This window comes from Methylotenera sp. L2L1, assembly GCF_000744605.1.
Classification (GTDB): Bacteria; Pseudomonadota; Gammaproteobacteria; order Burkholderiales; family Methylophilaceae; genus Methylotenera.
Map to the genome: position 1 here is coordinate 2,458,354 of NZ_JQMG01000001.1, position 25,893 is coordinate 2,484,246.

Sequence of the window (25,893 nt, forward strand, 5' to 3'; positions counted from 1 at the left end):
CCAGCAATTAAATAATCTAATGGTTTTAATCCAGCACAGGCATTGCTTCTAACATCTCATGCAAGGTTAACCAGCGCTCTTCAGCGGTTTCTATTTGATTCGTTAGCGTCGCTTGTGTTTTTAAAAGCTGTTGCAATACTGATTTATCAGCACTGGTATAAAGGTCTGCATCATTGAGTTGCTCATCACACAGTTTTTTATCCGTTTGCCACTGTGCCATATTGCGCTCAATTTGCTCAAGCTCTTTTAACAAGGGGCGGCGTTCTACAATTCTAGCCTGACGTTCCGCTTTATTGGCTGCACGATCATTTTTATTTGATTTATCTGTTGCAACGATCTGATTCAGTTGCTTTTCTTTGATACGCTGTTCATTCAGCCATTGGCTGTAATCTTCTAAATCACCATCAAACTGGCTCGCTTTGCCATCTGCCACCAACACAAATTCATCACAGGTTGCTCGCAGCAAGGCTCGATCATGCGACACCAAGATAACACCACCTTCAAAGTCTTGTAAGGCAAGCGTGAGGGCATGGCGCATTTCTAAATCTAAATGGTTGGTTGGCTCATCGAGCAATAGTAAATTGGGGCGCGTCCAAATCAGCAATGCCAATGCCAGACGGGATTTCTCACCGCCAGAAAAATTAGCACAAGGTGACCTTGCCATATCGCCTTTAAAGTCAAAACCACCTAAATAATTAAGGTGTTCCTGCTCACGTGTAAGCGGGTCTAACTTCATCATATGTTGGAGCGGCGAATCATCTGGGCGCAACTGCTCCAGTTGATGCTGTGCAAAGTACCCAATATTCAGGTCTTTACCCTCTACGCGCTTACCACCTAATGGCGCCAACTCATGCGCCAATAGTTTAATCAGCGTGGTTTTACCTGCGCCGTTTTTACCAAGTAGGCCAATACGCTCACCGGGCCTGATGGCTAATTCAATATTGCTAATCAAAGGCTTATCGTAATAGCCCACACTCATGTCATCCAAGACCAGCAAAGGGTCAGGCGCAGCAATTGGCACTCTAAACTCAAAACCAAATTGTGAGTCCACATGCGCAGCAGAAATCATCTCCATACGCTCAAGTGCTTTAATACGGCTTTGCGCTTGACGCGCCTTAGTAGCCTGTACGCGAAAACGGTCAATGTAGCTTTGCAAGTGGGCAACTTTACGCTGCTGCTTTTCAAACATGGCTTGTTGCAAGGCAAGCTTCTCTGCACGTTGGCGTTCAAAATCAGAATAGCCGCCACGGTAAAGCGTTAATGTCTGTTGCTCAATATGTACAATGTGGTTGACGATAGCATCTAAAAAGTCTCTATCATGCGAAATCAATAACAAGGTGCCGCGGTAGCTCTGCAACCAGCTTTCCAGCCAAATCACAGCATCCAAATCCAAGTGATTGGTTGGTTCATCTAGCAGTAACAAATCGGAACGGCACATCAAAGCACGCGCTAAGTTCAAGCGAACGCGCCACCCACCAGAAAAAGTTGATACGGGCTGCTGTAGCGCTGTTTGACTAAACCCTAGGCCATTCAGTAACTCAGAAGCGCGCGCTTTTGCACTGTAGCCATCAATATCGGTTAAACGCTGATGCAATTCTGCAATGAGTTCACCTTGATGGTTCGCCTCTGCAGCCACTAATCCTGCTTCAATTTCACGTAACTCTGCATCGCCATCCAGCACAAACTCGATAGCAGGCATGGCTAAAGCGGGGGTTTCTTGTGCAACGTGTGCTACTACCCAGCTTACCGGCATTTCTAAATCACCCTGCTCAGGATGCACCTCACCTCGCAGCATAGCAAAAAGAGAAGATTTACCGGCACCATTAGCACCCGTTAAGCCAACTTTATGGCCGGGGTGAAGCTGCATGGATGCGCCTTGAATTAAAATTTTAAGGCCGCGCGTTAAAGTAAGTTGTTTAAATTGAATCAAGAGATAACCATATGAATTAAATTGAACAAAACTGGTGAGTTGCATGAGCGCCACCCAGTCATTGTTAGCATAATAAAAGCGTAATAATTACATGTCGCTAAGCTACCAAGTTCGTTATTCTAAATGATTAACGTGCATAGTCTTAAACACTCTTTTACTTTTAAGCTAGATTTGTGAAAATTTACGCAGTTTTACAATAGCGTCTCCCCGATTATCAATCTATACAGCCAATATTCAAGTAAAATGCAGGTCTAACATATTAAAAATAAAACCCACATTATCAATGGTTAAAAAATCTCTACTTTGGGTTTATCGAGCAACACTTTGGCTAGCTGGTGTTTCAGCTATTATCGTGCTTGCTATCGCACTCACTATTCACTTCTGGCTGATGCCGAATATCGGCCAACATAAAGATGAAATTGCCCGTTTTGCTAGCAAATCTGCTAATCAGAAAGTTGTCATCGGCGACATCAAGGCTGACTGGCAAGGGATTAATCCACATTTACTGTTAAGTAATATCGATATTTTTGATACACAAGACCGCACTGCACTACAGTTAAAAAATATTGAGGTTGCTTTGTCATGGCTCAGTGTTCCACTACTAGAGCCGCATTTAGCCGAACTGATTATTCACAACCCAGAGCTCACCATACGCCGTAACACCAATGGTGAAATTTTTGTTGCAGGTATTAGCATTGCTGGGGAATCAAAACCTGATTTAACCAATTGGCTATTAAGACAAAATAAATTAGCGATTACCAATGCCAAAGTGCTTTGGATAGACGAACTAAGAAACGCGCCTGAATTAAGTTTAAATCAACTTAATTTGGAGATTTTAAGCCCGCCCTGGAGAAGCCTGATAAGAAATCACAGCTTTAGCGCCAGTGCATCTCCATCGGTCGGCAGCAGCCATCCAATACTGCTAAGTGGTAGCTTTTACGGAAGCGATATCAGCAAAACTCAAGAATGGGATGGCAAGATACGCCTACAGCTAAAAAATGCTGATCTAGCCGCATATAAAATATGGGTAAATTACCCTGTCAATTTAAGTGCTGGCATAGGCAGTACCGATGTAACGATTACCTTTTCAAACAATCAATTGCAATCAATCAACAGTCATGTTGCATTAGAAAACATACAACTGCAAACAAAACAAAACCTTGCGCCATTAATGCTAGACAAGCTTTCAGGAAATATTGTCTGGGAAAATCTAAACAAAAACAAGCTACTAGGCACGACAAACATATCCGGCCATTCTTTAAGCGTGAATGAGCTGAATGCGAGTACCGTTAATGGATTTAATATCAAAGCACTGTCAGCAAACTATACCCAAACGATTAAGGGTGAGCAAAACTTTAACCTAAGCATGCCAAGCTTAGGGTTAAGCAACATACAAAACACATTGTCCCAATTACCAATTCCTGAAAAGGTCCTAGCGCCTATCAACGCTACAAATCCACAGGGTGAGCTAAAAGACCTGAACATCGCATGGGAAGCACAAAACAATGTAACAAAAACCTACCAACTAAACACTAAATTTAATCGTTTAAATTTAACCGCTTACGAAAACATTCCCGGTTTTAACAATTTATCAGGCGAGCTTAGGGCAAACCAAAAATCTGGGGCTTTACTGCTAGATACACATCAGGCTCATTTAGAAATGAAGGGCATATTACGCTGGCCAATCCCTTTTAATAAGCTTGAGGGTAAAGTCACTTGGAACATTGATAATCATCAAACAAAAATTAATGTAAATTCATTAACCATGAGTAGCCCACATTTATCAGGTACTGTTGATGCCAGCTACCTGATGGATGGGGAAAAAGGTGGTCTCCTTGATTTAAAAGGAAAATTTAATCACGGCAATGCCAAATATGCCAAATATTACTATCCAACCACGCTGGGTGAAACCACGCTTAATTGGTTGGACACCTCCATATTGGAAGGCACCGCTAACGATATCAATTTAACCGTAAAAGGCCGATTGGCCGATTTTCCGTTTGTGGATAGTAAAAATAATCTGGATACCAAACAAGGCTTGTTCAGAGTAACTGCCAAGCTCAGTGATGCCCTTTTAGAGTACGGTACTGATTGGCCTGTCATCGAAAAGCTAGGCTTGGACCTTTTATTTGAAGGTAATCGCATGGAGCTTAATGCGCATACTGGGCGTATATTGGGTAATCAAATCATTAAGAGCAAAACAACCATCGCACAATTAGATGCGGACTATCCTATCCTCAGCATTCAATCTGAACTACAAGGCCCAGTAAGCGAAGGCATTGCTTTTGTTAACAAAAGTCCTGTACACACGCTCACTGAAGGCTTTACTGACAACCTCAAAACCAGTGGTGCTGGTAAGCTTAGCTTAGGTTTAAGTATTCCATTAGAAGATTTGGATGCTTCTAAATATAAAGGACTCTATCAAATTACCAACGGGAAAATGGAAAGTGAAGATATTCCAACACTGACTCAGATTAACGGTAATTTAGAGTTCACAGAAAATAGCCTAAGCGCTAAAAACATTAAAGCCAATGCATTTGGCTCTCCTCTAGCCTTTAGTTTAAGCTCAAATAAGGATAAGTCCATACGCATACTGGCAAAAGGCAGACTAAGTGATAACAGCATCAAACAGGTGCTTAAAGAACAATCGCTAACAAAAGCGAGTGACTATATCAGCGGCAGCACTGATTGGATTGGCGACATTCTGATCCAGAAGCCACGTATTAACATTAGTATCCGCAGTGATTTAACAGGCATTACTTCTCGCTTGCCCGCACCGTTTGATAAGTCTGCTAGCCAAGCACTAAGTTTGCGTGTTGATAAAAGACAAGAGCCTAACGTAAGTAACACTTTCATCAATATTGGTAACAAAGCTGGCGCAAAAATCACCAGTACATTAAATGACGGGAAGTTTGAGTTGAATAATGCCAGTATTCAACTAGGTGGGGACATTAAAGTTGAGCCTTCGATATCCAATGATTTAGGCAAACCAGCAGGTATTTCTTTAACGGGTCACCTAGATTACTTGAACGCGGATGCATGGCGCTATGTGGTGAAAAACTTATCAGACACCACAAAACAACAGCCTAAATTACCCATTCAGAAAGTAGCACTATCTATTAAGGCACTCGACATCTTTAACCGACGTCTTAACCAAGTCAATATTACTGAGCTTAACAACACAGACAATTTACGTATTGCCATTCAAAGTAAAGAGATTACTGGTAACTTGCAATGGATAGACCAGAAAAATGGCAAGTTGATTGCTCGTTTAAGCAACCTCACCATTCCAGAAACTGCACCAGACCAGTTATCAGCTCCTAGCGATATTCCAGACATTAGCAAGGTAAAACAATTTACCAAACTAGAGCAAGACTACCCTGCACTAGACATTATTGCGGATAACTTTGAGTTCCATAAAAAAAATCTTGGTAGCTTAGAGGTCATTGCTTATCCAGAGAATGACAACTGGGATATCCAGAAAATAAAGTTCATTACCCCTGAAGGCACGATAAGTGCAGAAGGTCAGTGGAATAACTGGGTAAGAAACCCAAACACTTACCTTAACATTAGATGGGACATCAAAGATTTAGGTCAAACGCTGACTAGGCTAGGCTATGCCGACACCATCAAAGATGGCGAAGGTAAGCTCAGCGGTCAGCTGCACTGGCCTGGTAGCCCACACCAGTTTGATACAACACGTCTTAGCGGCGAACTGAAGTTTGACGTGCGTAAAGGCCAGATATTACAAGTGCAACCAGGCGTGGGTAGACTGCTAGGCTTACTCAGCCTGCAAAGCCTACCAAGACGCCTGACATTAGATTTTAGAGATTTGTTTAGCAATGGCTTTGCTTTTGACAAAATCAATGCAACCGTTAAAATTGACCGAGGCATCATGCGTAGCGACAACTTTAAAATGGCAGGCCCTGCGGCTGATGTCAGCATTAAAGGTGAAACCAATCTACAAAAAGAGACACAACATCTTTTTGTTAACGTTTCGCCTAGGATTAGTGATAGCATTTCGCTTGCCGCCTTGGCCGGTGGGCCACTAGTCGGTGCTGTGGCATTTTTAGCCCAGAAAGTGCTAAAAGACCCTTTAAATAAAATTGCATCGACTGATTATGAAATCATTGGCTCTTGGGATAACCCTCAAGAAGTAAAATCTGAAAACGAGCTTAAAAATAATCAAGACAACCCACTAATCAATTAAAGATAAGCGCTTAATATCAGCGCTAAAAAGAATTTAAAAACTGTTTGGATATCACATGGCTATCACTTCTCGCGTAACAACTACCAAAGCTAAACTCAGCAGCCAAAATGCCACGAAAGGCATTGCTAAAATAGCAGGCATTCAAATGGCATCTGGCCCTTATGTTAGTGCCAATTTAAGTGAAGCTGAACGCCTAATTGAGATTGCCGCTAACCAAGGTGCAAAGCTGATTGTATTACCCGAATACTTTGCCATCATGGGCTTAAAAGAGTCTGACAAAGTAGCAGCCCGTGAAGAAGAAGGCAAAGGCCCAATTCAGGACTTTCTGAGCAAAACTGCAAAAAAACATAAGGTCTGGTTAATTGGTGGCTCTGTGCCCTTAGTGTGTGATGCGCCCAATAAAGTGCGCAATAGCTGCCTAGTGTTCGATGACAAAGGTAAACAGGTTGCGCGCTACGATAAAATCCATCTGTTCGGCCTAAAACTAGGTAATGAACATTACACTGAAGAAAAAACGATTGAAGCTGGCGATACAGTAATCGTGATCAATAGCCCATTCGGCAAAATCGGCTTATCAATTTGCTATGATTTGCGCTTCCCAGAGCTATACCGCGCGATGGGAGAGGTCAGTATTATTGTCGTGCCTTCTGCCTTTACAGATACCACAGGTAAAGCGCACTGGGAAAGCCTGATTCGTGCGCGTGCGATAGAAAACTTAAGTTATGTGATTGCACCTGCACAAGGTGGCTACCATATATCAGGACGTGAAACACATGGCAATAGTATGATTGTAGACCCATGGGGAGTTGTGCTTGATCGCTTACCACGCGGCTCAGGCGTTGTCATGGCAACCATGAATCCAACCTATCAAGAAAGTTTACGAAAAAGTTTGCCTGCATTGAAACATCGCACCATTAAGGTTGTCGGATAACGGTACGTATCAGGATTTGAGGCGTGACTATTTCGCCACTGATGCTGACAGGTGCATGTGGTTAGCACCATCACAGTAAAATGTTATCTGGCTAAATATCTGCATAACATGCTGCACGCTTTGTATTACGCATGACTCAGCTGGATAATTTCTATCTGGCCTTAGTGTTTGCTAAAAATAAGCGTTTGTTGAAATATAGCCCAACTCGTTACTTTTGCTTACCGAATACTTTTTGAAAATATACTCATGAAAACTGAATCATCACTACCGCATACCAACCTTATCAAAGGTTCGCATTTTGATGCCGCTACCGAAGCATTGCTCGCACCCGCGAACTTAGATGTAGCAAAATTACAAAATGTACTCGCCGACATGATGTCTCACCAAATTGACTATGCCGACTTATATTTTCAATATAGCCGTAGTGAGAGCTGGGGGCTAGAAGAAGGTCAGGTGAAATCTGGTAATTTTTCAATCGACCAAGGGGTTGGCGTACGCGCGGTGAGTGGTGAGAAAACCGCATTTGCCTACTCTGATGATATTAATTTAAAAGCGCTGGTAGAAGCAGCCAAAGCGACAAAGTCGATCTCAAGCTTGGGTAATGAACAAACTGCAAGCTCAATCATCAAGCCTCAAGCTCCGCAGTTATATCTTCCGCAAGACCCGATTGCCTCACTTTCAGCAGATGCAAAAGTGAGACTTTTAGAGCATTTAGAATCAATAGCAAGAAAATTAGACCCACGCATCACGCAAGTGACTGCATCAATAGCTGGTGAGTATGAAGTGGTGATGGTGGCACGTCATGATGGAGTGATGGCTGCGGACATTCGCCCTTTAGTCCGTGTTGGCATTAACGTCATTGCAGAAAGCAATGGTCGTCGCGAGCAAGGTTCAGCTGGCGGTGGTGGCCGTTTTGACTACAGCTATTTCACCGATGAAGTCCTGCACGAGTATGCACAAAAAGCAGTGCATCAGGCACTGGTTAATTTAGACGCACGCCCTGCCCCTGCTGGCAGCATGACAGTAGTATTAGGTGCGGGCTGGCCTGGTATTTTGTTACATGAAGCAATTGGCCACGGCTTAGAGGGTGACTTTAACCGCAAAGGTAGTTCTGCCTTTAGCAATATGATTGGGCAGCAAGTAGCGGCAAAAGGCATTACCATTGTTGATGATGGCACGATTGCAGACCGTCGCGGTTCACTTAGCATCGATGATGAAGGCAACCCAACCAATAGAACTGTACTGATTGAAGATGGTATCTTACGTGGTTATATTCAAGACACATTAAATGCACGCCTCATGAATATGCCACTTACAGGCAATGCACGCCGTGAAAGTTACGCACATGTGCCAATGCCACGTATGACTAATACTTACATGCTCAACGGCACACTACCGCCTGAAGAAATCATCAAGTCTGTTAAAAAAGGTTTGTATGCCGCCAATTTCGGTGGTGGTCAGGTCGATATCACTAGCGGCAAGTTTGTATTTAGCGCCGCAGAAGCCTATATGATTGAGGACGGCAAAATTACCTATCCAGTCAAAGGCGCAACCCTGATTGGTAACGGTCCAGATGTGCTGAAACGCGTGTCCATGATTGGTAACGACATGTCGCTTGACTCAGGCGTGGGCACTTGCGGTAAAGAAGGACAAAGCGTGCCAGTAGGTGTTGGACAACCAACCCTAAAAATTGATGGCTTAACCGTGGGCGGCACGGCCTAAATAATATAGATTTTATAACGGTTGTTTGTGAACAGCCGTTATAATCTGCCCTTTCTCATCGCAACAAAATCATAATCCCATGACGCAGAACACCCTGCCAATTCCCAATAAAGGCCAAGCGAATCGGCTAACACTCAAAAACAGTGGCGAAGATGCTTTTGCACTGGCGATGTTAGCAACGCAATCCAAGGCGCAGAAACCTAATCAACCCTTAGTGATTATCACTGCGGGCGGATTTGATGCGCAAAGGCTATTAGAGGAAATCCCTTACTTTGCGCCAGATTTATCAGTGCATTTGCTACCGGATTGGGAAACCTTACCTTATGACCAGTTTTCTCCGCACCCTGACTTAATTTCAGACCGCCTTACTACGCTCTACCATATCGCACAGAACGCCTGTGATGTCGTGATTGTGCCTTTGGCAACAGCGCTGATTCGCTTAAGTCCTAAGGCTTATTTAAGTGCCAATACCTTTATGCTCAAAAAAGGGCAGACACTGGATATTGAAGCACTGCGACTGCAATGTGCAGAAGCGGGTTACCATCATGTGACGCAAGTGATCTCACACGGTGAATTCAGTGTACGTGGCGGTTTAGTAGATTTATTCCCGATGGGTTCTGCACTACCGTATCGGATTGACCTGTTTGACGATGAAATTGAAACCATCCGCACTTTTGACGTAGACACACAGCGTAGCCTTTACCCAGTGCCAGAAATACGTTTACTGCCGGCACGTGAGTTTCCATTAGATGAAACGGGAATTGCGCTATTCCGCAGCCAATTCCGCGAAACATTTGAAGGCGACCCGCAACGCGCAAAAATCTATAAAGACGTAAGTAAAGGTATCGCCTCGGGTGGTATTGAGTGGTATTTACCCCTATTTTTTGAACAGACTGCCACTTTGCTGGACTATCTAGCGACTGACAGCCTATTATGTCTGCATGGTGACCTAGATTCAAGTGCACAGCAGTTTTGGCGAGAGGCGCAATCACGCTATCGCACCTTGGCCCATGACGCTGAGCGGCCATTACTGCCACCAGAAAAACTGCTGATTAAAACTGAAGACTTTTTCAGTGCTACACATACCTTTGCCAGAGTGGTACTCACTAGCGGTACTTTGGAAGCTGGAAAGACTACCAGCACACTACCAGCACTCGATATTGAACGTCGCGCAGAGCAACCGCTACATAAATTAACCGCATTTATCAGTCAGTTTAAAGGTCGCATCCTCATTGTGGCTGAAAGTCTTGGTCGTCGTGAAACCATGAGCCAACTGTTTGCAGAACATGGCTTAAAAGTCGCCATCTGCGAAACTTGGGCTGAGTTCCAAGCTAGTGATGCACACGTGATGTTGGGCGTAAGCACACTACACAGTGGTGTCGCTTTTAAAGACAATCATGCACAGTCAATTGCCATTGTGACTGAAGCGGAGCTCTATGCAGCTACCGTGCGCCAGCAGCGCCGTCGAGAGAAAGAAAAAGCACGTAGCACCGAAGGCATGCTCAAAGACTTATCTGAGTTGCGCATTAACGACCCTGTTGTACACGAACAACACGGTGTAGGTCGTTACAAAGGTTTAATTAACCTAGACCTAGGCGAAGGTGAAACTGAGTTCTTACTGTTAGAGTATTACGGTGATGACAAGCTGTATGTGCCGGTATCACAATTATTTCTTATCTCACGCTACTCTGGTGGACCGCCAGAATCTGCGCCTTTGCATCGCTTAGGCAGCGGCAGCTGGGAAAAAGCCAAGAAAAAAGCACTGAAACAAATTCGTGACACTGCGGCAGAATTACTGAATCTTTATGCGCAACGTGCTGCCAGACGTGGTCATGCATTCACCTTAAGTCTGCAAGATTACGAAGCATTCTGTGAAGGCTTTCCGTTTGAAGAAACGCCAGACCAACTGGAAGCGATTGAAAACGTCATTAAAGACATGCAATCAGGCCGTCCGATGGATAGGTTGGTATGTGGTGATGTTGGCTTTGGTAAAACCGAGGTAGCCCTGCGCGCAGCATTTGTTGCTGTCATGGGTGGGCGTCAGGTTGCAGTGCTAGTACCGACCACCCTGCTTGCTGAGCAGCATTTTAATAACTTTAGTGACCGCTTTGCCGAGTGGCCCATTAAAATCGCAGAAATCTCACGTTTCAGAACAGCCAAAGAACAAGCTGAAGCTTTACGTGGACTAGAGGCTGGTGAAATTGATATTATTATCGGCACCCACCGCTTGATTCAAAAAGACGTGAAGTTCAAAAACTTAGGCCTAGCGATTTTGGATGAAGAGCACCGTTTTGGCGTGCGTCAAAAAGAGCAACTCAAAGCATTACGTGCAGAGGTTGATGTACTGACACTGACAGCAACCCCTATTCCGCGTACATTAAGCATGGCAATGGAAGGTTTACGTGAGTTTAGTGTGATTGCTACACCACCGCAAAAACGCTTAAGCATTAAAACATTCCATACCGAATATTCAGAAGGCATTATCCGTGAAGCGGTGACCCGTGAGTTTAAACGCGGCGGTCAAGTGTATTTCCTACACAATGAGGTAGATACGATACATTCCATGCGTGAAAAACTTGAGCGTATTCTGCCAGATGCACGCATTGCCGTTGCACACGGACAGTTACGCGAACGTGAACTAGAGCATGTGATGCGTGATTTTTATCATCAGCGCTACAACCTATTGTTGTGCACCACGATTATTGAAACGGGTATTGACGTGCCAACCGCCAATACCATCATCATGAACAAAGCAGACATGTTTGGCCTAGCGCAAATGCATCAACTACGCGGCCGTGTTGGACGCTCGCATCATCAAGCCTATGCTTACCTATTGACTGAGGCTGGCCGTAAAATTACGGTACAGGCACAAAAACGCTTAGATGCGATTCAGTTAATGGAAGACCTAGGCGCAGGTTTCCACCTTGCGATGCACGACTTAGAGATTCGTGGCGCAGGTGAATTGCTAGGTGACTCACAAAGCGGTGAAATGCAAGAAATCGGCTTTAATTTATATGCCGATATGTTGAACCACGCCGTGAAGCAACTGAAAGCTGGCAAAGAACCAGACCTAAATGCACCTTTAGGCGTGACCACAGAAATCAACCTGCACACCCCTGCACTACTCACCAATGAGTATTGCCCAGATGTGCATGAACGTTTGGTAATTTATAAACGCCTAGCCAACTGCAACGATGACGATAGCTTAGATAACTTGCAAGAAGAGCTAATTGACCGCTTTGGCTTACTGCCAGAACAAGGTGAGGCACTGATAGCATGCCACCGCTTGCGTATTGCTGCTAAGCCGCTGGGTATCATTAAAATTGACGCCTCGGATGCGGCGATTCAATTACAATTTAACCCTAAAGCCGATATAGATCCGCTGAAGTTAATTAACCTATTACAACGCGACAGAAGATGCCGCATGAATGGGCCAGATAAACTTAGGGTGTCAGTAGAGTTTGAAGCGATTAATCTACGTGCGGATTTTGTGAAGAGTTTACTCAAAGAGTTTGCATAGATAATGTTTGAAAGTTTGCACGAGGAGGTGCTTATTCACACAACTTCGTGTAAATTATCTTAAAATTTACATCCTCACTGAGTAAATGTAAATAATTAACATACTATTCAAACAGTTACCATTAAATCGCATAATATAAAAATAGCGCTAGACTGCATAAGTAAATCTTGTAACACCGTAAAATCAATTTACAATGCTAGCTAAAAGCAGGTAAAGGCGTAGTGTAGTGAATAAGCTCTTCAATCAGTTATTTAGTAAAAAAATACCCAAGCTAGATTTAATCGTCTTGCGCATCGTAGGCATCTACATTGCATTCGGCTTGCTTTGGATATTAACGACAGACTCAGCGCTATTTAAGCTCATTACTGATCACGAAGAGTTCTCATTGTTTAACACCTATAAAGGTGTCGCCTTTATTTTGGTCACAGCAGTTATCCTATACTCCCTGTTCCGCCAAACCTTACAACAACAAAAATGCATTGAAGAATCACTGCAAGCAAGTGAAGAGCGCTGGAAGTTTGCACTTGAAGGCTCTGGTGATGGGGTATGGGATTGGGACATACCATCCGACCATGTTTTTCGTTCCTCTCGCTGGCATGAGATTTACGGTTACGCAGAAAATGAAATAGCCGCCACCGCTACTGCCGGCAGAGAGCTGGTTCACCCCGATGACTTAGCAATACTAATTGGTGATGTTCAAAATTACTTCTCGGGCAATAATGACGTCTACATTTCTGAATTTCGCCTACGCTGCAAAGATGGCTCTTGGAAATGGACATTGGCTCGTGGCATGACAGTGAGCAGGTCTAAAGATGGGAAACCGCTGAGGATGATCGGCACCCATACCGACATTACCAACCGTAAAACATCAGAAGCTCAAGTCACGCATTTAGCGCACTATGACCAATTAACAGGCTTACCAAATCGCGTGTTATTTCTTGACCGTTTTAGACAAGATATTAAAAAGGCACAACGCACAGGGCAAACCGTAACACTCATGTTTTTAGACTTAGATAAGTTTAAAGAAGTGAACGATTCACTCGGACACGACATGGGCGATATGCTACTAAAAAACGTAGCGCAACGCCTTGAAAGTTGCGTGAGGGAATCCGACACTGTGGCGCGCATGGGCGGTGATGAGTTCACCATTATTCTGAATGACATGAATAGCCAAATAAACATCGAGCGTATTGCACAAGATATTTTAGATAAAGTGACCAGCCCCTTTCACCTTGGCGATGAAGTCATCCATGTTTCAACCAGTATCGGCATTAGTAACTATCCTAAAGATGGGAGTGAAGTAGAACTCTTACTCAAAAATGCTGACCAGGCAATGTATGCGGCTAAAGAGCAAGGACGAAACCGCTTCCAATATTTCACGCCGATCATGCAAGAAGAAGCATTAAAACGTATGCGCTTAATCAGCGATTTATGGGGTGCTTTAAATGACAACCAATTTAGAGTCTACTATCAGCCGATTGTGGACCTTGCAACAGGTGCTATTTACAAAGCAGAAGCGCTGATACGCTGGCAACACCCAACGCGCGGTTTAGTGAGTCCTGATGAGTTTATTCCAGTGGCTGAAGATACTGGCTTAATTGTAGATATTGGCGATTGGCTTTTTAATGAAGTGGCCAGTCAAACCGCAAAGTGGAAGCAACACTACCCCAACCTGCAAGTCAGCGTGAATAAATCACCGGTGCAATTTAGAAGTGTGCACGACAACTGCACTAATTGGATAGAACAGCTAAAACTACTAGGGTTATCAGGAGATAGTTTTATTGTCGAGATTACAGAGGGCTTGCTGCTTGATGCTAGGGAGTCTGTGATTAACCAACTGAATGCGTTTAGAGAAGCAGGGATAAAAGTTGCGATTGATGATTTTGGCACTGGCTACTCATCACTCGCATACCTGCGCAGATTTGATATTGATTATGTCAAGATTGACCGCTCTTTTACCTCAAACATCAGTCCTAACTCAAGCGACATGGTGCTGTGCGAGGCAATTATCGAAATGTCACACAAACTTGGCATGCAGGTAATTGCTGAAGGCGTTGAGACCCATGAGCAACGTGATTTATTACGCAATGCTGGTTGTGACTTTGCGCAAGGCTATTTATACTCAAGACCAGTGATGGTCGACCAGTTTGAAAATTTACTGAATGCTACACAATCTAACTTCTCGTTAAACTAATTTAATTCTTTCACTTAATTTAACACGTTCACTGATTTAACGCTTTCACTTAGGCTTAACGCTCTCAGTCAGCTTTTTAATTGCATTAGGCTCTCCGCGCACTTTAAAAAACGCACCCTCATGGTCAGAAGTTTCTGCTAATACTTGGCAATTCGCATAAATATCTTTACGTAACTGCTGTGCTTCCCAAGGCAGAAACAGCTCGGTCTCCACTTGGTCCTGCTGATAAAACGCTACGATCTTTTTATGTAGCTTCGCTACATCTTCAGGCCGCTTCGCACTCATCACCACGCAATCTGGGTAACGGCTTTGCAAAGTAAGCGTTAATGCTGCTTGTGCCGCATCATCACCTACAAAATCAATTTTATTAAATACTTTAATGCGTGGTACTTCATCTGCACCAATCTCGCTTAGTACATGATTGGTCACTTCAAGTTGACGTTCAAACCCTGGGTCACTGGCGTCAATCACGTGTAGCAACAGCGATGCATCTAGTGCTTCATCTAGTGTTGATTTAAATGAGGCCACAAGGCCGTGTGGCAGGTTCTTAATAAAACCAACTGTATCGCTCACCAGAATACGCGGGATACTCTCTGGGTAAAGCGCACGCACAGTGGTATCCAATGTGGCAAATAATTTATTAGCCACTAGCACTTCACTGCCTGTCAGTGCTCGCATCATGGTAGATTTACCAGCGTTGGTATACCCAACCAGTGCAACCCCAGCCAAGCCTTGGCGCTCTTGCCTGCGCGCACGTTGTGTTTTACGCTCTGCTTCCATCGCGAGAATATCTTGCTGCAACTCAGCAATGCGGTCACGTATTTTACGTCTATCCAGCTCAGTATGTGACTCACCAGCACCGCGCCCGCCTTCACCACTACGCTGCCGGCCTTGAGGCCCGGCTAGTTTTGCAGCTTCACGCAAGCGTGGTGCCATATAACCTAAACGTGCAATTTCAACTTGTGCACGTGCTGCACGAGAGCGGGCATTGCGGTGAAAAATCTCCAGAATCACCATGGTGCGGTCCATCACCTCACAACCCACTTCTTTTTCAAGATTACGCGCTTGTGATGGCGATATTTCATGGTCGACTAGTACTGTGTCAATTTCCCAATCGTTGATATTAGGTGGCGCTTTATCAAACTCGATATCATATGACTCATGATTAACAAAAGCGCGAATTTCTTCACGCTTACCTTCACCGAGATAGGCTTTAATATCAAACCCGGCTCGTTTCTGTACAAAGGTCTTCACCACATCGTAACCTAAGGTTTTTGCAAGTTCGCGTAGCTCGGTGAGTGAGGCTTCAAACTCGGCATCACTGACGTTGGGCAATTGAACAGCCGCGACTAGCGCGAGATTTGAACGCTCTTTAACTTCTTTTTGCATTAGGTACTTTGTGTCTTAATTTGTTGAGGTCAGATAGTACCTGAAAAGTGCGATTTGACCTTATTGAGTTTCAAGGTTGGATACTATTTATTTACGTTTAATTATTCAGTTAAGTTTTAAGAATCATGCTCTCAGAAAAACAACTAGGCACTTTCTTCCATCATACATTTACAGCATGCCCAAGGCTTCTGCTGGCTCATGAAAAGCAAACCCTAATGCAGTAGCCACAGGTAAATTAGTCACTTTGCCTTGATGAATATTTAAGCCATTTCTCAAATCTTCATCATCGCGCAATGCTTGTAAGCCTTTATCTGCCAGCGCAATCACATAAGGCAAAGTGGCATTATTAAGCGCATACGCTGAGGTGCGGGGCACAGAGCCCGGCATGTTTGCTACGCAGTAATGAATCACGCCATCCACGATATAAGTCGGTGCATCGTGCGTAGTGGGATGCGCTGTTTCACAGCAACCGCCCTGATCAATCGCCACATCGACAATCACACTACCAGATTTCATACGCGCTACCACTTCACGCGTAATCAGCTTAGGGGCTGACGCACCAGGAATCAAAACTGCACCAATCACTAAATCAGCCATGATGCAGTGCTGTTCAATCGCATCGGCTGTTGAGCTAACAGTATGCAATCGATGGCCAAACTGCTTTTGAAGCTTATGCAATACATCAATATTGCGATCTAATACGGTGACATTAGCACCCATGCCAAGCGCAACATCAATCGCATGTACCCCTACTACACCGCCACCAAGCACAGTGACCATGGCAGGCTCCACTCCCGGGATGCCTCCCAGCAATATGCCTAAGCCGCCATGCGCTTTTTCAAGAAAATAGGCACCCGCCTGCACTGCAAGCCTACCTGCCACTTCAGACATCGGTGCCAATAATGGTAATCCAACTTTACCCGTTACCGTTTCATAAGCAATACAGGTTGCGCCAGAATCTATAAGCTCACTTGCTTGCTGCGGGTCTGGCGCGAGATGCAAATAAGTAAACAGCATCTGCCCTGACTGTAACCACTGCCGCTCCAAGGCTTGCGGCTCTTTGACTTTAACAATCAATTCAGCGCTTTTAAATAGCTCTTGTGCAGATTGAACAATGCTTGCACCAGCCGCCAGATAGTGTTCATCTGTGGCACTAATGCCAATACCTGCGCCGGCCTCTACCATCACCTCATGGCCTCGTGATACTAGCTCACGCACGTTCTCAGGTACTAGGCCTACTCGGTATTCTTGTACTTTTATTTCTTTAGGCACACCAATGAGCATGAGCAAACACTCCTTCATTATTTTCTTGTTACGGTACTTTGGTTACGGTACTTTGGTTACGGTACTTTGGTTACGGTACTTTGGTTACGGTGCTGGCGCTGTAGCAACTGACTAAGCTTTACCCAAGCTAATTGCACAGTTGTTATATAATGACTAACTTTCCTAAACTTAAAAACAGAATAGCCTTTTGTACAGGCGCCACTTGATCTGCAAATAGTGTTGCATAGTCTTCTAACTGAGCACGATATTGCGCGGCAATTGTTTTCAGTTCACTATCTGTCAGATTACGCTCTAAACTCACTGATTTGTAATCAATAATCCAACGGATACCATCTTCAATAAACGTACGGTCTATCACATAGCTTTTCACCACATCATTTTGACAGCGAGTAATACCCAGCTCAGCGCCTGCATCAGGTCTTGTTTTTAGCACCCACTGACCATCTGCACTATTCAGGGTCTGTTTTAATATCTTTTGTACGGTAACCGCTGCATCGTTGGCTATAGACTCTACGTGCCCTCGCTGACGCAACCAGTATTGCATGGCAGGCGAAAGTGTTTCGATGTGAGACTCCGTCCAATGAGACAACCCTTGTTGTGCAATCATCTCCATATATCGATGAGCCAGGGTACCAATATCGGCTTCTAGACTACTCTGGTAACTAGGTTTTGTATTAGGTTTTGAATACAGTGCTGTCGCTTTATTCGTCTGTAGAATTGACGGCACAGCAGGCTTGGCAAGCCTTACCAGTTGTGGCGTAAAGCTTGTAATATCCTTGTGCTCTTGATGACTAGAGTCCAGTTGCAAATCAGCTTCAAATATCGGCGCAACTGTAGACCATAATAAATCCAAATAAGTATTTTTGGTGGCGCTAATCTCGCCCTTTGCATTTTGATTAGCAATGCCGACCAAATGCAATTTACGCTCTACACGCGTTGCCGCCACGTAAAGCACCCGTGCAGATTCATTGGCATCCCGCGCTTTTTCACGTGATGCCAAATAATCATAAGGGCTCACCGACTCTTTATCGCGCGCGCCTTTAGGAATATAGGGCGCAGCAAGCAACTCATGACTGTATGGCGTTTTAACCTCTTCCCATAGCACTAAAGGTTGATCGCTATTATTGCCGCCAGTTGATGCGCCTAGCCCCAACAAAATGACCGTATCAAACTCTAAGCCTTTAGATTTATGTATCGTCATCATTTGCAGATGCTCACCATGGCTATCAGGTGCGGCAAACAACTTGGTAATTTCACCTTGCATGCGCTCTGGTGAAAACTGATTACTACGGTCGAGATTATCCAAACAAGCAAAAAACGCTTGTACATCTATCACATCAGCCTGCTCCCACAAGCAATCTGGCCCGTTTAGCATTAACCACACGCCACGAATCCAACGGCTTACATTCATACGGCCTTGGTTTGCATAAGCTTCTAGTAACACTTCACGCACATGAAGTAGACGCGCTTGCCCATCGGCAGACAAACGGCCAACAAGCTCGTTATCCTGCATTAGCGACCAAATCGTTTGATGATGCGCATGCCCAGCCAACGTATATAAATCCTGCAAAGTTAAGCCACACCACGGTGCGCGCAGAATCGCCAACCAGTGCACGCGGTCCGCACGATGGTGCAATGCATGCATCAGTGAAAGTAAATCTTGCACAATCTGGCGACCTTCAAGCGCTTCAATCTCCACCGCCTGAAAAGGAGTCTCTTTATAATCGCGGCGCAATTGGCTCACCAAATTTGCCAAGTGTTTTTTAGAGCGCACTAGCACCGCAATTTTTTGGTTCGGGTTAGTTGTACGCTCTTTTTGAATAATACGAATGACCGCTTCAGCTTCACGTTGCGCTGCGGTTTCGTAGTTTTCATCGGCTTGCTTAATAATAGGGTGCACTTCTACACCCGCATCTGGTAGTGCCTGCTTTGTCGCAATAAATGGCCGGTAATGAATCGACCCTTGCATCACTTCATCATGCAGTGGAAATATCGGTGCGAAGGTCTGGTTAATCCAATTTACGACTTCAGGACATGAGCGATTGTTACGATAAAGCTGTAAGCGCTCCAGATAGATACTACCAATGCCATTGACAGCGGCATCAATAAACAGGCCAACATTTGCCTTACGAAAACGGTAGATAGACTGCATCGGGTCACCTACCGCAAACAAGGTACGTCCATCATCATCAGCCTGCCAGCCAAGCGTTAGCTGCTCAATCAACGCTACTTGACTAGGGCTGGTATCTTGAAACTCATCTACCAACAAATGCTGAATCTGATAATCAAGCTTTAGCGCTAATTCTGTTGGCTCACCAAAATGGTCAGACAATGCATGTGTGGCGCGTTGGGCAATCTCAACAAAATCCACTTCTCCCGCACGTTGAAATACCAACCACAACTCAGCAACTGCAAGCGTCAGCAGCTTAGAAAGCGTTGTAATGATTTGCCAACCCGTGCTTTCATGACTTAAATTTGGTAATGAACGCACGCGATGCAGAGCATTAACATCCTCAATCGCATTGATGATCTCAACCAATGCACTCTTTTGGGCACGGCCTTCATCAGTAGCGGGAAGGCCAACTTTTACATTAAGCCCCGCTTCTTTACGTGCCTCACCTTTAGCAGTTAGTAACAACTCCGCCACAGCACACCACATAGGCAGCGCTTCTTGTTTTTGTACAATCGGCGTTTCCCAATCTAACAATAAAGCAATCGCATGGTCACATGGCAAGTTAGACGCGGCAAATCGTGCTATCGGCATTAACAAATGCTGCAACCTAAATGGCAAGGCAAGCGTAGCTGTTTCCAGCTCCTGCTCGACCAAATAGCGTAACGTTTGCTGCAATGCTTCTGCATCGACCTCATGCTGTGCGTGATGCAGCCATTGGTCGCGTTTTTCCAGCATTTTGACTAGCAGACTTTTAAGCTGATTTGCATCATTATCTACATAGCGCAGTGCAGCTTTTACCAACTCGCTATGCTCAGCACTATCCACCAAAGCAAGTGCCTGTTCTGCCGCTTGTGCATATAAAACACCGGCATCAACCGTCACCCCGGGCTGTGCGCCAAAACGACTCATTAGTGGCATTTGCCTTGCTAAATGCGCACATAAACTATCAATGGTAAAAATACGTAGCCGAGATGGGTTTTCAATCAATTGCCAACTGTGCTGTTCAGATTGTTGCAACGCCCTCAAACTTAAATCATAAGTAATTTGCTTATGTGGCTCTGCAGGCTTATCTTGGTTGGCAGCTCTTAATAAACTATCCAAAATCCGCAAGCGCATTTCTGCCGCCGCTTTATTGGTAAAAGTAATTGCAATAATCTCTTCAGGTGCCTTGACCGTTTGCAATAGCTTTAAATATCGCTGTGTAAGCAACTCTGTTTTACCCGCGCCGGCAGGTGCTTCAACAATAAATGAAGTTAAGTCGAGCGCACGTAAACGGTTTTGTGCATCATCCGCTAAAGCATCTGACGCCATGTGGTTCACTTGGTCTGGTCTCATACACGACCACCTTGTGAGTTAGCACCTTGAAACCGCTCAAATTGTAATTGACGCTCAGGCAGCCTGAGCAAGGTGGTCACTTCGCAGTACATCAAGTCTGCCTCATCATTAAAACGGGTGGCTGCTTCGCCCGCCCTCAGTTCGAGTGCAATTTCTTCGATAGATGCTTTCCAATGGTTTAACAAATGCTGCCAATCTACAAAATTTTGTGTGAAAGTTGGTTTACGTTTGGCTTGCTCAGTCTCGAAGTTATCCTCACCCACACCAGAAAATTCATGATCAGCAGTTTTTACCATCCCAAAATAGATGCCGGCAACATGGTCTGCGGTATCGGCATAAAAGCTGGCATAGATTGGCAACTGCGGCTCAGTAATACGGTCTTCACCCCAGTTTTTAGTTTTAGGCGTTTGCCCTGTTTTATAATCAATAAATTCTAAACCACCGCTCTCTAACTGGTGAATGCGATCGATTTTCAAAGTCACTTCAATCCCACAAATTTGCACGACTTTTGCGACTTCACAACCCACTATCTTAAACACCACACCACGTTCTTTTTCAAACTGTAGCCAATCACCAATCAGTTTAAAAAGTCGCTCATGCTCTAATTCAAGTATCGCTGGTGATGCAACATCATTTTCTGACACAAAAGCCTCTAATGTAAGCGTCACCGCCTGCGTTAACGCTTTGGTGAAATCATCAAAACTCATGTCGCGTAAATCTGCAAAATGACGTTTACGCCAAAACCGCTCCAACACATCATGCACTAATGAACCACGCGTGATACTGTCTAATCCGCTGGTAGGTACTTTGAGCGCTTTCGCCCCTAAGCGGTATTGATAAAATGCCCAGGCAGGGCAAATCGCTTGTGCTTTCAACAAGCCAGTGCCACCGGAAACGTGCTCACCTTCGTTCACAATCGGCGCCATATGGTCATCAATATGTGCCAAAGTTTCGTTTGCTTGGCTCTCGTGTGCTTTAGCGCTTAACTGTTCAGCTAATGTCTCAGCCAACGGTAACTCAGTGTTAAATACGGGTATGTTTTGCATCAAAGGTGATGCACGTAGTTGGCTCTCACCTTCAGTACGACTACTTGAAAATATAAGCTGCCGCGCAGAATGCAATAAGCGCTGGTGTATGGTTGCCGCAAACGTCGCCTGAATACTATTATCTGCATTCGGCAACCCTGCCAAACGCTGAATAAAAGCAGGTAGCAACGGGTTAGGGCGTGCAGGGGGCGGCCAAATATGGTCATTCATATGCATACACCAAATCGCATCGACTGGTGCGCTCAGCCCTTCCATAATCCCCAATATCTGAATCACTGGCACCTGCTCGGTTTCAGGCTGAAACACTTGATTCGTACAAATTTGCTGCAAATAAGCCACAGCCTGATTTGCTGATAGTCGTTTCCCCAGTACATCCAATTGTGCTAACTGCTGCAATGCCTTTTGCCATGCATTCATCGCCTGATACTCAAGGCTACTGATATTGCGCTCACCTGGCCAACGCAAATGGTCAAGCAAGCCGTCCAACAAACTCCCCCACTGTGATGCATACACGGCTTTGCTTGGAATAGCTGCAATCACTGATTTAATATCATGTAATAGTTGCGCTAAGTTCAGGCCATCGTCATGCTGCTTTTGCACAAACTCAATAAAATGCACCAAAGTAAACTGCATAGGTAGCTTCTCGCGCATCTTTGCATCAAGCAAAGCTCTTACATCCGCCTCTTGCTGGCTCGCAGACCAAAATGGAGAAAGCAGCATGGCAGATACATCTGCATAGGCTAACTGATACGCTGTCACTAACCTTAACAGATTCAAAGCCGCTTGAATCACAGGCTGTTGAGCTAGCGGTGTACCTAAAGAAAAGTTATAGCGCCGCGGCATTGCAGCCAAGCTAGGACGCACACTCTCAGGGTAAAAAACATCATCCAGCAAATCGGCTAGTTGATTTCTCACCTCGCTTAATCTGGGTGTGACAATGGCAATCGTCGCGCTAGGATGCTCGCGCAGGTACTCCTCTGCCCACGCCACAGCCGCCCTACATTCTGCATCACCACGTTCTAAACATGCATGCTGCGCGCGCGCAGGCTCACTTGCTGTGGTGATATAGTCAGCCACCTCTACACCACGCTGCATTAAAATATCGCGCAATCGTTTTTCTTGTGGTGCGGTTTGGTCAAACCCAGCAAACTCAATACGAGACGGCAACACACTGCTGACATTAGCCAAATGCGATAACTGCCAATCTAAATAACGCACGCCTTCCAGTGCATTCAGCTCACCGCAGCGCGCCTGAAAAGCATGCTGCCACAGCATAAACTGACGCGACTCCTCTGCTTGGTGCTCGCGTGGTACATGCAAATTCCAAGCGACCACATAGCGGTTAGCCTCCATCGCTGCTTTTGCCAACCCAGAAACATCAAACAACTCGCCAAATGCATTTTTCTTCAGCGACTGTGTAATGACTTCTTCCCATAACAGCTGTTCGTTGAATGTACTCAAAGCGTACGGAGATGATTGCGCTACAATCTCACCTGTCAGCAAACCCTCTTCAATGATACGATCTAACCATTGCGATAAAGTCTGCACATCAGGACTAACCCACTGGTTTTTCTCTGCCGCAATCTGCTGTTGTGCAATGTCGTTTTGAATACTGCGTGCCAAGCGGGCTGATGGGCAAAGAATAAGAGGCTGTAAAGTCATTTCACAATTCTATTGGATTATTTGCAATAGGCAAATAAAATAGCTTCATTCATAACCGAAAGTCTGAAAAGAACCATGGTCAATCGATTTCAAAAAATTCTTACTTATTTCATCTTTTTATTACTCTTGCCTGCCAGCCTGTTCGCACTTTACACATTGGCTTCATTGAGCTGGGTTTACTCCTCTGGCGAGCGCGCAGGCTATGTACAAAAGCTATCGCAAAAAGGCTGGGTTTGCAAAACCTATGAAGGTGAGCTCATCTTAGTCTCAATGCCAGGCACGCAAGCTGAAAAATTCTTTTTCACAGTCAGAGATGAAAGCGTAGCCAAGAAAATCAACACTACCGTTGGCGAACGTGTGCGATTGATTTATGAAGAGCACAAAGGCGTGCCCACCACTTGTTTTGGCGAAACCAGCTTTTATGTCAAAGATGTGCAATTGCTAGACGAAATTAAGGCCACCCCCTAATCATCTCATGGCCGCTACCGACGAAAAAAACTACATTACCCCTGAAGGTTTTGCCGCACTTAAAGCAGAGTTTCATCAGCTATATAAGATTGAGCGCCCAGAAGTCGTTCGCACTGTTTCTTGGGCTGCCAGCAACGGCGACCGTAGCGAGAATGGTGACTACATTTACGGGAAACGGCGTCTGCGCCAAATCGATAGCCGTTGCCGCCACCTGATGCGACGCATGGATTTAGCCGAAATTGTAGACGCAAGCCAGCAGCAACACCTAGAAAAGGTATACTTTGGCGCATGGGTTACTTTATACAACCTAGATGATGACACAGAGCTTACTTATCGCATTGTAGGCAAAGATGAGCTAGAACCCAGCAAAGGTTATATCAGCTGGGTTTCACCATTAGCAAAATCCATACTAGGCAAATCCGTGGGCGATACCGTACGCGCTGCCACGCCCAAAGGTGAAGAGACTTTTGAAATCATTGAGATTCAATACCTAAAACCATGAGTTATCTCATTATCAAATACCTGCTGACTGCTTTAGCTATCGTCCTTATTTCCGAAATCGCCAAAGTCAGCGATAAAGTTGGCGGATTAGTGGCCGCGTTACCTATCATCACTATTATCAGTTTAATTTGGCTATACGTTGAACACCAACCCACGGCTAAAATCGCTAACCACGCGTACTATACGTTTTGGTATGTGATACCAACATTGCCCATGTTCCCTGTCTTCGCACTACTCTTACCCAGACTTGGATTCTGGCCAACACTAATCGCCTGTATTTTACTGACCATCGTGCTGTTTTATTGGTACGCCCAATTGCTCAAAGTTTTCAACATCCACTTGCTGTAGATTCAAATGGCAACCAACAAGCATTGGGATATCTTCTGCAAAATAGTCGACAACTTCGGCGACATTGGTGTGTGCTGGCGCCTTGCCAGACAACTCCAGAAAGAACATCACTTAAACATCCGTTTATTCATTGACGACCTTAACGTTGCCGAACAACTGATTCCAGCGCTAGACACCTCACTAGCGCAGCAAACCATTCAAAACATAACCATTGTTTCATGGCATACAGAGACCACATTCACCCATGCTGCTCAGGTGGTGATTGAAAGCTTCGCCTGCGAACTGCCACCATCCTATTTAGCATTAATGCATCCTGATACTATCTGGATCAATTTAGAATACCTATCAGCTGAAACTTGGGTAGATGACTTTCATGCAAAAAGCTCAAAACGTGGCCAGTTAACACGCCACTTCTTTTTCCCCGGCTTTACCACCAACACTGGCGGACTACTACGAGAACATGAAATTGTTAAAACTAAGCAAGAGAGCGTAAACAACCAAGCTCACCAACAAGACTTTTTAAAAAGCTTAGATTTACCGGCTAATGACGACCTAAAAATATCGTTATTTTGTTATCCGCACGCACCTATCGCCTCATTATTAACAGCCATGGCGGCGTCCAACCAACGTGTAAGCTGTTATGTACCTGCCAGCAGCATTTTACCTAGTGTAGCCAACTTTTTTGGGCAAAATGCTGAACAGGGCTTATTGCATATAGGCGGCCAACTTACACACCACAACCTCACCGTGCATGTCGTCCCGTTTTTAAGCCAAGACGATTACGATAAATTACTCAGCCACTGCGATATCAACTTTGTACGTGGTGAAGATAGTTGGATACGCGCCATTTGGGCAGGCAAGCCGTTCATTTGGCAACCCTACCTACAAACAGAACAAACGCACATTAAAAAACTCCATGCATTTTTAAACCTATATTTTTCTGAATGTGAAAGTACTGATATAGAAGCAGCATTTGCTTTGCATGATGCATGGCAATCCGAACAGGTTTCAAGCGCCATATGGCAGGGCTATTTAAACAAACTGACAGCACTCAGCACATACAGCCTGCAACAGTCCGCCACTTACTCACAGCAAACTGACCTTGCTACTAAGTTAGTGATTTTTAGTGAAAAAATGATAAAAAATATCGCAGAAAATAAGGTATAATGCGCGATTTCAC

General features: G+C 44.7%; 14 protein-coding genes. 9 read left to right on the forward strand and 5 right to left on the reverse strand.

All coding sequences use genetic code 11. The features are described from left to right. Nucleotides 1–25: 25 nt before the first annotated feature. Complete coding sequence (locus FG24_RS11625) at nt 26–1,930, reverse strand: ATP-binding cassette domain-containing protein (RefSeq protein WP_036304336.1); 1,905 nt, start codon at nt 1,928–1,930, stop codon at nt 26–28. Between the two features lie 283 nt (nt 1,931–2,213). Between FG24_RS11625 and FG24_RS11630 the strand changes: the two genes are divergently transcribed. The 5 genes from FG24_RS11630 (at nt 2,214) to FG24_RS11650 (ending at nt 14,507) form a co-directional block, all read left to right on the forward strand. Continuing rightward, nucleotides 2,214–6,140, forward strand: a complete 3,927-nt coding sequence (locus tag FG24_RS11630) for a YhdP family protein (protein WP_036303566.1) — start codon at nt 2,214–2,216, stop codon at nt 6,138–6,140. 55 nt (nt 6,141–6,195) lie between these two features. Beyond that, nucleotides 6,196–7,071, forward strand: a complete 876-nt coding sequence (locus tag FG24_RS11635) for a carbon-nitrogen hydrolase family protein (RefSeq protein WP_036303567.1) — start codon at nt 6,196–6,198, stop codon at nt 7,069–7,071. Nucleotides 7,072–7,317: 246 nt separating this feature from the next. Next, a complete protein-coding gene (gene tldD / locus FG24_RS11640; RefSeq protein WP_036303568.1) occupies nt 7,318–8,793 on the forward strand; it encodes a metalloprotease TldD in 1,476 nt (491 codons plus the stop codon). Nucleotides 8,794–8,872: 79 nt separating this feature from the next. After that, on the forward strand, nt 8,873–12,313 hold the full coding sequence (mfd, locus tag FG24_RS11645) for a transcription-repair coupling factor (RefSeq protein ID WP_036303569.1): 3,441 nt from the start codon (nt 8,873–8,875) through the stop codon (nt 12,311–12,313). Nucleotides 12,314–12,539: 226 nt separating this feature from the next. Beyond that, nucleotides 12,540–14,507, forward strand: a complete 1,968-nt coding sequence (locus FG24_RS11650; RefSeq protein WP_200876894.1) for a putative bifunctional diguanylate cyclase/phosphodiesterase — start codon at nt 12,540–12,542, stop codon at nt 14,505–14,507. Nucleotides 14,508–14,552: 45 nt separating this feature from the next. Here FG24_RS11650 and hflX read toward each other — a convergent pair whose 3' ends face one another. The 4 genes from hflX to FG24_RS11670 form a co-directional block, all read right to left on the reverse strand. Then, entirely contained in the window at nt 14,553–15,896 is a 1,344-nt protein-coding gene (gene hflX / locus FG24_RS11655; protein ID WP_036303570.1) for a GTPase HflX, read from the reverse strand. A gap of 168 nt (nt 15,897–16,064) precedes the next feature. Continuing rightward, on the reverse strand, nt 16,065–17,180 hold the full coding sequence (gene ald, locus FG24_RS11660; protein ID WP_036303571.1) for an alanine dehydrogenase: 1,116 nt from the start codon (nt 17,178–17,180) through the stop codon (nt 16,065–16,067). A 142-nt stretch (nt 17,181–17,322) separates the two neighbouring features. After that, a complete protein-coding gene (locus FG24_RS11665; protein WP_036303572.1) occupies nt 17,323–20,688 on the reverse strand; it encodes a UvrD-helicase domain-containing protein in 3,366 nt (1,121 codons plus the stop codon). Next, entirely contained in the window at nt 20,685–23,396 is a 2,712-nt protein-coding gene (locus tag FG24_RS11670) for a PD-(D/E)XK nuclease family protein (protein ID WP_036303573.1), read from the reverse strand. Before FG24_RS11670 ends, FG24_RS11665 begins: the two co-directional genes overlap by 4 nt. 75 nt (nt 23,397–23,471) lie before the next feature. On the opposite strand from FG24_RS11670, the gene FG24_RS11675 reads away from it, so the two are divergent. The 4 genes from FG24_RS11675 to earP are packed head-to-tail and all read left to right on the forward strand — an operon-like array spanning nt 23,472 to nt 25,880. Continuing rightward, nucleotides 23,472–23,864 carry a hypothetical protein gene (locus FG24_RS11675; RefSeq protein ID WP_036303574.1) on the forward strand — a complete coding sequence of 131 codons (393 nt, stop codon included), beginning with the start codon at nt 23,472–23,474 and terminating at the stop codon, nt 23,862–23,864. A 7-nt stretch (nt 23,865–23,871) separates the two neighbouring features. Beyond that, a complete protein-coding gene (gene greB, locus FG24_RS11680) occupies nt 23,872–24,366 on the forward strand; it encodes a transcription elongation factor GreB (RefSeq protein WP_036303576.1) in 495 nt (164 codons plus the stop codon). Continuing rightward, complete coding sequence (locus tag FG24_RS11685) at nt 24,363–24,713, forward strand: DUF3147 family protein (RefSeq protein WP_036303577.1); 351 nt, start codon at nt 24,363–24,365, stop codon at nt 24,711–24,713. The genes greB and FG24_RS11685 overlap by 4 nt, the downstream gene beginning before the upstream one ends. A gap of 6 nt (nt 24,714–24,719) precedes the next feature. Next, nucleotides 24,720–25,880 carry an elongation factor P maturation arginine rhamnosyltransferase EarP gene (gene earP / locus FG24_RS11690; protein ID WP_036303579.1) on the forward strand — a complete coding sequence of 387 codons (1,161 nt, stop codon included), beginning with the start codon at nt 24,720–24,722 and terminating at the stop codon, nt 25,878–25,880. Nucleotides 25,881–25,893: the final 13 nt, after the last annotated feature.